The sequence below is a fragment of the Streptomyces sp. SP17BM10 genome (assembly GCF_036322405.1).
Lineage (GTDB): Bacteria > Actinomycetota > Actinomycetes > Streptomycetales > Streptomycetaceae > Kitasatospora.
The window spans coordinates 1-358 of record NZ_JAQYXB010000241.1; the positions used below are offsets into that span (position 1 = coordinate 1).

General features: G+C 43.6%; 1 protein-coding gene. It reads left to right on the forward strand.

From position 1 onward, the window contains the following. Positions 1-119: 119 nt before the first annotated feature. Positions 120-358: hypothetical protein (locus tag PUR71_RS01015; protein WP_329924362.1), on the forward strand; the 239-nt coding region annotated here is incomplete at its 3' end.

A 358-nucleotide genomic window follows, 5' to 3' on the forward strand; every position in this document is an offset into this window, starting at 1 on the left:
CGGGGTTTTAGTGGCGGGCATATACCTGCCGGCCGATGGGGCGGTAGGGCACTGGGCCCAGAACACGGCGGACAACTTACAAAAACAACCCTAAGAAATAAATACCCCCCCTCTCACCCATGACACCAACAAAAAACACACGCACGCCGCCCACACAACCCACCCCACCACCCCCCCACCCACCCCCCCACCCCACCCAACCACAAAAACCACAAAAAAAAAACAAAAACAAACAAAAACAAAAAAAAAAAAACCCACAAAAAAAAAAAAACAAAAAAAAAACAAAAAAAAAGAAAAAAAACAAAATACAAAAAGAAAAACTAAAAAACCACACACCACACCCAAACAAAAACAAACA